The organism is Arcobacter caeni (assembly GCF_003063245.1).
GTDB lineage: Bacteria > Campylobacterota > Campylobacteria > Campylobacterales > Arcobacteraceae > Aliarcobacter > Aliarcobacter caeni.
Map to the genome: position 1 here is coordinate 1 of NZ_MUXE01000029.1, position 7,924 is coordinate 7,924.

The window sequence follows — 7,924 nt, forward strand, 5'->3', positions numbered from 1 at the left end:
ATAATCAACTGTACTGTTGAATCCTTAAACTCTTGACTATATTTACTTTGTCTCATTTGCAACCTTTATTCATTTATTTTATCTCAGAATCTTTTAATTCTGAGTATGAATTTATGTTACCTCTCCATAGTGCTTCATTTTTATGCTACATTAATCCACTCAGATGAACCAAAAAGAAAAAAAGATGAGAATCGTAAAACTATCTCAAATAAAGCAAATGACACAATTTGTGATGTATCTTATCTTTGTTGTGCTGATGTTAGATGGGTTATTTTAGTTTTTATATTGTTGAAACCTTTCTATTAATATATTTAAAATCTCTTTTTTATCTTTGTCTTGCTCTTTTAGCTCTCTTTGTTTTATCTCTTTTAGAACGGTTTTTAGTGAATTTACACACATTTCAAAACAACTCTCTACCTCACTTTGAGTAAGATCACAACTTTGTACACCAAATCTTAAAAGATACTTTTTATCCCACCATTTTTTACTTCCTAGTAGATGAAGTGCTGGTATATCATCTTTAATATATAAAGTTGTACAAACCACATCATAAGCAGGAGCTAGTCTGATATCTTCTATCCCATCATACACAAGTCCAAAGTTTTTGAGATGTGCATCTCCATTTTGTACCAAAAAGTTTATGACTGTCATTTTAAAAAAGTTTTTGAGTGAATTTTTTTTGTGCTTATTTGATACAAATATTTTGATAGTTTTTGCTATTTGTTCATAAGTTCCATCATATTTATCATCTCTTTGTTTTCCTAGCAACACACACATATCTTCAAAACCTAAATATCTGTTTTCTTCAACTATATCAAATCGTTTCATAATAAAAAGCTTCTCATCATCAGAGATAAAAAACTCAGGGACTGCAATATCTGCACCTCGAACTACTTGCATACAATAGTATTCATTTAAAGCTAGTTCTTTATACTCTTCGCCCCATGATTTAACGATATAGTCATCTAGTTTGAGTGTCGCTTTATTTCTTATAGTTGCTAATACTTTAGGTTGTACACCACTAAGAGCTGAACTTAGTGCAAAGCGTGAGACTAGTTCATCAAAAAGCTTTTCACTTTTTGGATGCAATAAATCTTCTAAATACAAAGCATCGTCTTTTGTGTTTGCATCCATCTCATAACTTAGCCGACCTTTTATAGATGGTGACATCACTTTTAAAAGACCAAAATCATCTGTTTTGAGTATTTTTGAAAAGTGCTTTTTGATTATAGAGAGCAAATACCCCTCAGGAAGATGCATCTCAAATATAGGATGTAGTTTATTGTGTATATAGTTTTTTGCACGCACAGGCATAATTAAAGAGATAAAATCATCATTTTTTTCACTTACATAGTCAAAAATGTATTCATCATTTTCTTTGATGATATTTCCTACATATTTACCATCTACTTTTACAGCCAATTTATCCATTTATGATATCCTCAAATACAGGAAAAGGCGATCTTTCTTTTATGCAGATTTCATATCCCAAATAGTCAACAATTTGTAGAACTTTTTTCAACCCAATATCTACATTCCCACCATTTTCAAGATTGCTTAAAGTAGCTCTTGATATAGCGATGTCATCACATAGACTTTGTTGAGATATCTTTTTTTGTTTTCGTAGCAACGCTATATCTTTTCCAAACTCTTTAAAGTCCATATTTTTCTCTTTGTGTATAATATAATTGTCATTTTAGTTTAATACTCTTATTTTGTCAAGTATATTATACGAATGTTTGTTTAAATAAAATGTATTGAGACTAAGATTTATTACCATGGATTTCTTTTTGCAAAGTATGCTGCTGCCTTTTTTAAAATATCTCGCTCTTGTTTTAGTATTTTATTTTCATGTCTTAGGCGTTTAAGTTCCTCTGATTCACTTTCTTTAGAAGATGATAAATTTATACTTTTTGTTGGAATTTTATGAGCTTTTTTATACATTGTAACCCAATGATATAATGTCTTTGGATTTAAATCTAAATCTTCTGCAACTTTTACAACACTTTCATTATTATTAATAATAAGCTTCATAAACAAGCTCTCATTTAATAAAATATATCGCCTGTATAAAATAACTTTAACAATCATTTAGATAAAATCCAAACCATGAATAAAAAAAGATTAATTGTAGCCTTTTCAGGTCCTTCAAATAGTGGTAAAACTACTGCTATTGTAAAAGTTTCGAGTATTCTTAATGATGGTGGTTTTAAAGTTTGTATTATTAAACATGATCCAAAAGATAAAGCCGTTTTTGATAGAGAAGGAAAAGATTCTTTTAAATTTTCTCAAACAGGTGCTGATGTTGCAGTAGTAAGTCCAAATAAAACAACTTTATTTAAAAAAAGTACTTCAAGTATCGATGAAATGGTTGAACTATTTCAAGATTTTGATTATTTGTTGGTTGAGGGTTTAAAAACTCTTGAATTGCCAAGAATCTCTATTTTTAGAGAAAGATTAGATGAGAGTTATTTTAGTGTTTCAAATGCAATTGCATGTGATGAAACAATAAATAAAAATGAAATTCCTGATAGTATTGATATATTAAATTTAAATAATCCAGAAGAGATAATTTTATGGATTAACAAAAATGCAAAGAGAGTATAAAATGCAAGAAATTATTAAAGCAATCGAAGAATCAGCGATTAAAATAAGAGATTTAATACAAACTGGTGACACAGGTAAAAGTGAACATGAAAATTCAACTGGTGATACTCAATTAAAACTTGATATTGCAAGTGATGAAATTATTGAAAAAATTTTCAAAAAAATTCCATCAATCAAAGCAATAGTTAGTGAAGAACAAGAAGCTATCGTAAACTTACATGAAAATGGTAAATATTTAATAGCTTATGACCCACTTGATGGTTCTTCTTTAGTTGATGTAAATTTATCAGTTGGTTCTATTTTTGGGATTTATGAAAATGAATTTAATGCTGCTAATATTGTTGCTTCTGTTTATGTAGTTTTTGGTCCAAGAGTTGAAATGGTTGTAACAACTTCTGATGTTAAAATGTATAGATTGTTAAATAATGAATTTAAATTTATACAAAATATTAAACTAAATGAAAAAGGTAAATTAAATGCACCAGGTTCAACTCAAAACTGTTGGGCTCCTTTTCATAAACAATTAATTGATGATATTTTTAATGATGGTTATAGATTAAGATATTCAGGCGGAATGGTTCCTGATTTACACCAGATTTTACTAAAAGGTGGTGGATTATTCTCATATCCTGGAACAACTGATAGACCAAAAGGAAAACTAAGACAACTATTTGAAGTATTTCCATTTGCTCTAACTTATGAAAAAGCAGGTGGTGGAGCAGTTGATGGATTTAACAGAGTTTTAGAAGTACAAACTACTCATATTCATGATACAACTCCATGTTTTTTTGGTTCAAATACGGAGATAAATAGAGTTTTAGAAGTTTATAAAAAAAATGCCTAATCATAAAAATTTAGTTATTGATGAGTGGGATATTAAACTAGACAAAATGCTAGTTGAATTAAAAACTTGTCAAGAACAAAATAGTTTAAAAACATGTTCAGATTGTAGTAAGTTTTTTGAATGTGAATTAAGAAAAAGATATGTGAAAGCCGTTTATGAATCTATGAACAAAGGTGCTGGCGGTGGATTTGAATTTTAATATAATTATAAAAAAAGAAAAAAAGGTAAACAATGGAAGAATCTTGTAAAAATGTTTATATAACAACACCAATTTATTATGTAAATGATGTAGCTCACATCGGTCATGCATATACAACAATAATAGCTGATATGTTAGCTAGATATTCAAGATTAATTGGTTCAAATACATTTCTTTTAACAGGTACTGATGAACATGGGCAAAAAATTGCTCAAAGTGCTGAATTAAGAGGAAAAACTCCAAAAGAATATGCTGATGAAATATCTGGTAAATTTAAGAATTTATGGGATGATTTTGATATTTCTTATGATAAATTTATTAGAACAACTGATGATGAACATAAACTTGGTGTTCAAAAAGCTTTCCAAACTATGTTTGATAAAGGTGATATTTATAAAGGTGAATACGAAGGTTTTTATTGTGTATCATGTGAGACATTTTTTACAGAAAAACAATTAGTTGATGAACAATTCTGCCCTGATTGTGGAAGACCTACTTCAATAGTAAAAGAAGAAAGTTACTTTTTTAAATTATCAAAATATGAAGATAAATTAATAAAATGGTATGAAGAAAATGAAGACTGTATTTTACCTCGTGCAAAAAAGAATGAAATTACAAACTTTGTAAAAGGTGGATTAAGAGATTTATCAATCTCAAGAACTTCATTTGATTGGGGTGTAAAATTACCTGAATCTATGAATGAACCAAAACATGTTATGTATGTTTGGCTTGATGCTTTAATGAACTATATTACGGCACTTGGATATGGAACAGATGAGGCTAATATGAATTTCTGGCCAGCTAGTATTCATTTAGTTGGAAAAGATATTCTAAGATTCCATGCTATTTATTGGCCAGCATTTTTAATGTCTTTAGATTTACCTCTTCCAAAACATATTGCTGCTCATGGATGGTGGACAAGAGATGGTGAAAAAATGTCTAAATCTAAAGGAAATGTTGTAGATCCAAAACTTGTAGCAGATGCTTATGGTCTTGATGCATTTAGATATTTTATGTTGAGAGAAGTTCCATTTGGACAAGATGGAGATTTTTCACAAAAAGCCTTAATTGATAGAATTAATTCAGATTTAGGAAATGACTTAGGAAATTTATTAAATAGAATTTCAGGAATGAGTGGAAAATATTTTGATTATAAAGTAAGTTCAAAAGATGTAGAAAAATTCCATGCAAAAGAGTTAGCAGAAGTTAATGCTATTTTAGAAAAAGTTGAAGTTTATATTTTTAATATGCAAATAAACAGATATTTAGAAGATATTTGGAAAGTATTAACGATTGCAAATAAAGCAATAAATGATTATGAACCATGGAATTTAATGAAAGATGGAAAATCTGATGAAGCTATGGCTTTAGTTGCACTTATCACAAATATAATGGCAAAAGTTGCCCTACTTTTAGATTCTGTTATGCCAGAGAAAATTGCTAAAATTGCAGAGTCATTAGGAATGAAAATCAATACAGCAACTTATAACTCTTTAATCAAAAATAAATCTTTACTTGAAGATACAATAATTACAAAAGTTGAACAATTATTCCCACGAATTGAAGAAGTTTTATTAGAACAACCAGCATCATCTGATATTTCAAAATCTGAATGTGAAGTAAAAAATGAAAAAAAAGTAGAAGAAGTTGAAGATGATAATTTAATTACAATTGATCAATTTTTTCAAACAACACTTAAAATTGGAACGATTGTAGAAGCAGAGGAAGTTCCAAAATCTGCAAAACTTTTAAAACTTCAAGTTGATTTAGGTGAAGGAAGAAATAGACAAATTCTTGCAGGAATAAAAGAATATTATTCTGCTGAAGAACTTATAGGAACTCAAGCTTGTGTAGTTGCAAACTTAAAACCTGCAAAACTAATGGGAATGATAAGCGAAGGAATGTTAATGGCTGCAAGGGATGAAAACGGTTTATCATTATTAAGACCAGAAACTTCTAAAAAATCTGGAACAAAAATAAGCTAGTGCAAATCTCATCTATTTTAGATATTGTTGATGGAAGTTTATTAAACTCTCCATCAATCTCTTTCATCTACTCTATTAAAACAAATCCAAAAAAAGTAAAAGAAGGCGATTTATTTATCGTTAAAGATTTAAATGATATTGAAATGGCGATAAAAAATGGAGCTTTTGCAATAATTCTTGATAATAACTCTCCAATTCTTGATAATGAGATTGCTTGGATAAAAGTAAAAAATATAGATGATTCTATTATTAAGTTAATAAGATATAAATTATCAATTTTAAATTTAGAAGCTTATTTTTGTGATAAAGTAACTTATCAATTATTAAAAATTTATTCTTCAAATTTCCCTAAATCTATTAAATTAATACCAAATAAATTAGAAAATTTATTTAAAAATATAGATGAAATAGAAGAAAATGATGTAATCTTTTCTTTTAATACTGAAATATTAAATAAAATTTATCCAGAAAATAAGGATTTTAGCAAAATTACTACTAAATTAGAAATAGAGAATTTAATAGAACATTCATTATTTGAAACTTCCTTTTCACATAATAATATATATTTTTCTAAACTAAAAATTCCTAGTTTATATTTAGCACAGTTTTTAAGAGTTTATAACTTTTTAGGTGGAAACATAGATTTTGGAAAATTAAAATTATTTAATAATCTAAAACCCCTATTTATAGATAGAAATTTAAATTTTATTGAATTTGGAAAAAGTGATAGATTTATTATTTGTCAAGATATAAAAAACTTATATGCAAATGAGATTTTATATATGAAAATAAAATATAAATATGCAAAAACTATTTTTATTACATCTGAATATACAGAATATTTAAAAAAAGATGAGCAAATTAATATTAGAAATCTTGATGAATTAAAACCAATTTTAAGAAAATTAAAATTTAATGCTATATATTTAATGGGTTTTAATTATAATCAAGTTCAAACATATATTCTTAAAAGTGAAAAAAGATTAACTCTTTTTTGAATTAATAAACCATTCCAAAAGAACTTATAACTTTTCCTAATATTTCTAATTCATTTTTATTCAAAATTTGAGAAGGATAATCTTTATTGTCAGAAATAATATCTAACTTCCCATCAACCCTTCTTTGTATTCTTTTTACAAATAAACCGTGTGTTGTAGTAAATGCATAAATCCCATCTCTACTCATATCATTTTTTGTTTTATCTATGAATATAATATTCTCACTATTTAATGTGGGTTCCATTGAATCCCCTACTACATTGATAGCATCAATATTTTTTAGGTTTTCTTTTCCTCCTAACATAGTTACAAAATATGTTGGTAATTGTAATGATTCATAGTTATCTTCTGCCTCATAAGCTCCACCACCTGCACTAACTGCTACGGTAGGATAATATTTAATCCAATATTTATCAGTTGTATCAACTAAAGAACCTGGATTTTGATCATATAAAAGCCAGTTAATTGAAATCTTCTTTTTTGCACAAAAATTTAAGATATTTGAAAAAGGAATTTTACCTCTGTTTTTCATTGTTGCAAAATTTGCTTGACTCAAATCCAGTGAATTTGCAACATCTTTATCAAATACTTTACCATTTTTCCCATCAGCACTTAAAATATCTTTTAATTTCTCAATAATTTCATCAACTATTAACATAATCCACCCTTTTTATCTAAATTAACTAATTATATTACAAAATGAAATATTTTTCAAGTATTTTTATTAAATATTATACTATTTGAAATACTTTACTAAAAAGGAATCAAAATGACAATTAAATTGATGAAAACAAAAGCAGATATCATTAAAATATTAAATAAACTTGATAATTTGATTTATAAATTCGGAGATAAAATATTATAAATGATAAATTTAGAAATTTAATAAAGATTAAATAGAAATATAAATATTACTAAAGCAACTTTTATATATTATTACGATGACAATTACAGATAGTAACTATGGAGAGTATTATGGAAATAAGCTTAGTAGCAGAATCAATAAAATTTATGTTCTTAGGTATGGGAGTAGTATTTTCATTCCTAATAGTAATGATATTGGTACTAAAAGGTCAAAGTGTAATATTAACTAAATTTTTTCCTCAAAAAGAAAAAGAGTTAAATATTATGCCAAATATTACACCAATAAGTAATATTGCAACCACAGACGCTGCAAAAATAGCTGCAGTAATAGCAGCCGTACAACATCATAAAAATCTAAAGGGTTAAAATATATGTCTAAAAAATATATAGATATTATGGATACAACTTTTAGAGATGGATTTCAATC

Annotated in this window: 10 protein-coding genes; 6 read left to right on the forward strand and 4 right to left on the reverse strand. The window is 26.9% G+C overall.

The features are described from left to right. Nucleotides 1-273 precede the first annotated feature (273 nt). From B0174_RS11810 to B0174_RS11820, 3 genes are all read right to left on the reverse strand, one after another. Nucleotides 274-1,431, reverse strand: coding sequence for a type II toxin-antitoxin system HipA family toxin (locus B0174_RS11810; RefSeq protein ID WP_108561262.1), 1,158 nt, complete (start codon nucleotides 1,429-1,431; stop codon nucleotides 274-276). Beyond that, nucleotides 1,424-1,663, reverse strand: a complete 240-nt coding sequence (locus B0174_RS11815) for a helix-turn-helix domain-containing protein (protein ID WP_108561265.1) — start codon at nucleotides 1,661-1,663, stop codon at nucleotides 1,424-1,426. Before B0174_RS11815 ends, B0174_RS11810 begins: the two co-directional genes overlap by 8 nt. 110 nt (nucleotides 1,664-1,773) lie before the next feature. After that, the gene (locus B0174_RS11820) at nucleotides 1,774-2,034 is read right to left on the reverse strand and encodes a transposase (RefSeq protein ID WP_165790428.1); all 261 of its coding nucleotides are present in this window, start codon (nucleotides 2,032-2,034) and stop codon (nucleotides 1,774-1,776) included. Between the two features lie 75 nt (nucleotides 2,035-2,109). On the opposite strand from B0174_RS11820, the gene mobB reads away from it, so the two are divergent. The 5 genes from mobB to B0174_RS11845 are packed head-to-tail and all read left to right on the forward strand — an operon-like array spanning nucleotide 2,110 to nucleotide 6,633. After that, nucleotides 2,110-2,607: a molybdopterin-guanine dinucleotide biosynthesis protein B gene (gene mobB / locus B0174_RS11825; RefSeq protein WP_108561271.1), complete on the forward strand. Its 498-nt coding sequence runs from the start codon at nucleotides 2,110-2,112 to the stop codon at nucleotides 2,605-2,607. Nucleotide 2,608: 1 nt separating this feature from the next. Next, a complete protein-coding gene (locus B0174_RS11830) occupies nucleotides 2,609-3,451 on the forward strand; it encodes a class 1 fructose-bisphosphatase (protein WP_108561289.1) in 843 nt (280 codons plus the stop codon). Then, the gene (locus tag B0174_RS11835) at nucleotides 3,444-3,650 is read left to right on the forward strand and encodes a hypothetical protein (protein ID WP_108561274.1); all 207 of its coding nucleotides are present in this window, start codon (nucleotides 3,444-3,446) and stop codon (nucleotides 3,648-3,650) included. Before B0174_RS11830 ends, B0174_RS11835 begins: the two co-directional genes overlap by 8 nt. Nucleotides 3,651-3,682: 32 nt before the next feature. Continuing rightward, a complete protein-coding gene (gene metG, locus B0174_RS11840) occupies nucleotides 3,683-5,635 on the forward strand; it encodes a methionine--tRNA ligase (RefSeq protein WP_108561277.1) in 1,953 nt (650 codons plus the stop codon). Next, the gene (locus B0174_RS11845) at nucleotides 5,635-6,633 is read left to right on the forward strand and encodes a peptidoglycan synthetase (protein ID WP_108561280.1); all 999 of its coding nucleotides are present in this window, start codon (nucleotides 5,635-5,637) and stop codon (nucleotides 6,631-6,633) included. Before metG ends, B0174_RS11845 begins: the two co-directional genes overlap by 1 nt. Nucleotide 6,634: 1 nt before the next feature. On the opposite strand, the gene B0174_RS11850 is transcribed toward B0174_RS11845, so the two are convergent. Then, nucleotides 6,635-7,291 carry a S24 family peptidase gene (locus B0174_RS11850; protein ID WP_108561283.1) on the reverse strand — a complete coding sequence of 219 codons (657 nt, stop codon included), beginning with the start codon at nucleotides 7,289-7,291 and terminating at the stop codon, nucleotides 6,635-6,637. Nucleotides 7,292-7,608: 317 nt separating this feature from the next. Between B0174_RS11850 and B0174_RS11855 the strand changes: the two genes are divergently transcribed. Then, on the forward strand, nucleotides 7,609-7,863 hold the full coding sequence (locus B0174_RS11855) for an OadG family protein (protein WP_108561286.1): 255 nt from the start codon (nucleotides 7,609-7,611) through the stop codon (nucleotides 7,861-7,863). Nucleotides 7,864-7,924 lie beyond the last annotated feature (61 nt).

Coding starts and splice junctions, on each gene's coding strand:
- B0174_RS11810 (WP_108561262.1), bottom strand. CDS start 1,431: ATGGATAAATTGGCTGTAAAAGTAGATGGTAAATATGTAGGAAATATC.
- B0174_RS11815 (WP_108561265.1), bottom strand. CDS start 1,663: ATGGACTTTAAAGAGTTTGGAAAAGATATAGCGTTGCTACGAAAACAA.
- B0174_RS11820 (WP_165790428.1), bottom strand. CDS start 2,034: ATGAAGCTTATTATTAATAATAATGAAAGTGTTGTAAAAGTTGCAGAA.
- mobB (WP_108561271.1), top strand. CDS start 2,110: ATGAATAAAAAAAGATTAATTGTAGCCTTTTCAGGTCCTTCAAATAGT.
- B0174_RS11830 (WP_108561289.1), top strand. CDS start 2,609: ATGCAAGAAATTATTAAAGCAATCGAAGAATCAGCGATTAAAATAAGA.
- B0174_RS11835 (WP_108561274.1), top strand. CDS start 3,444: ATGCCTAATCATAAAAATTTAGTTATTGATGAGTGGGATATTAAACTA.
- metG (WP_108561277.1), top strand. CDS start 3,683: ATGGAAGAATCTTGTAAAAATGTTTATATAACAACACCAATTTATTAT.
- B0174_RS11850 (WP_108561283.1), bottom strand. CDS start 7,291: ATGTTAATAGTTGATGAAATTATTGAGAAATTAAAAGATATTTTAAGT.
- B0174_RS11855 (WP_108561286.1), top strand. CDS start 7,609: ATGGAAATAAGCTTAGTAGCAGAATCAATAAAATTTATGTTCTTAGGT.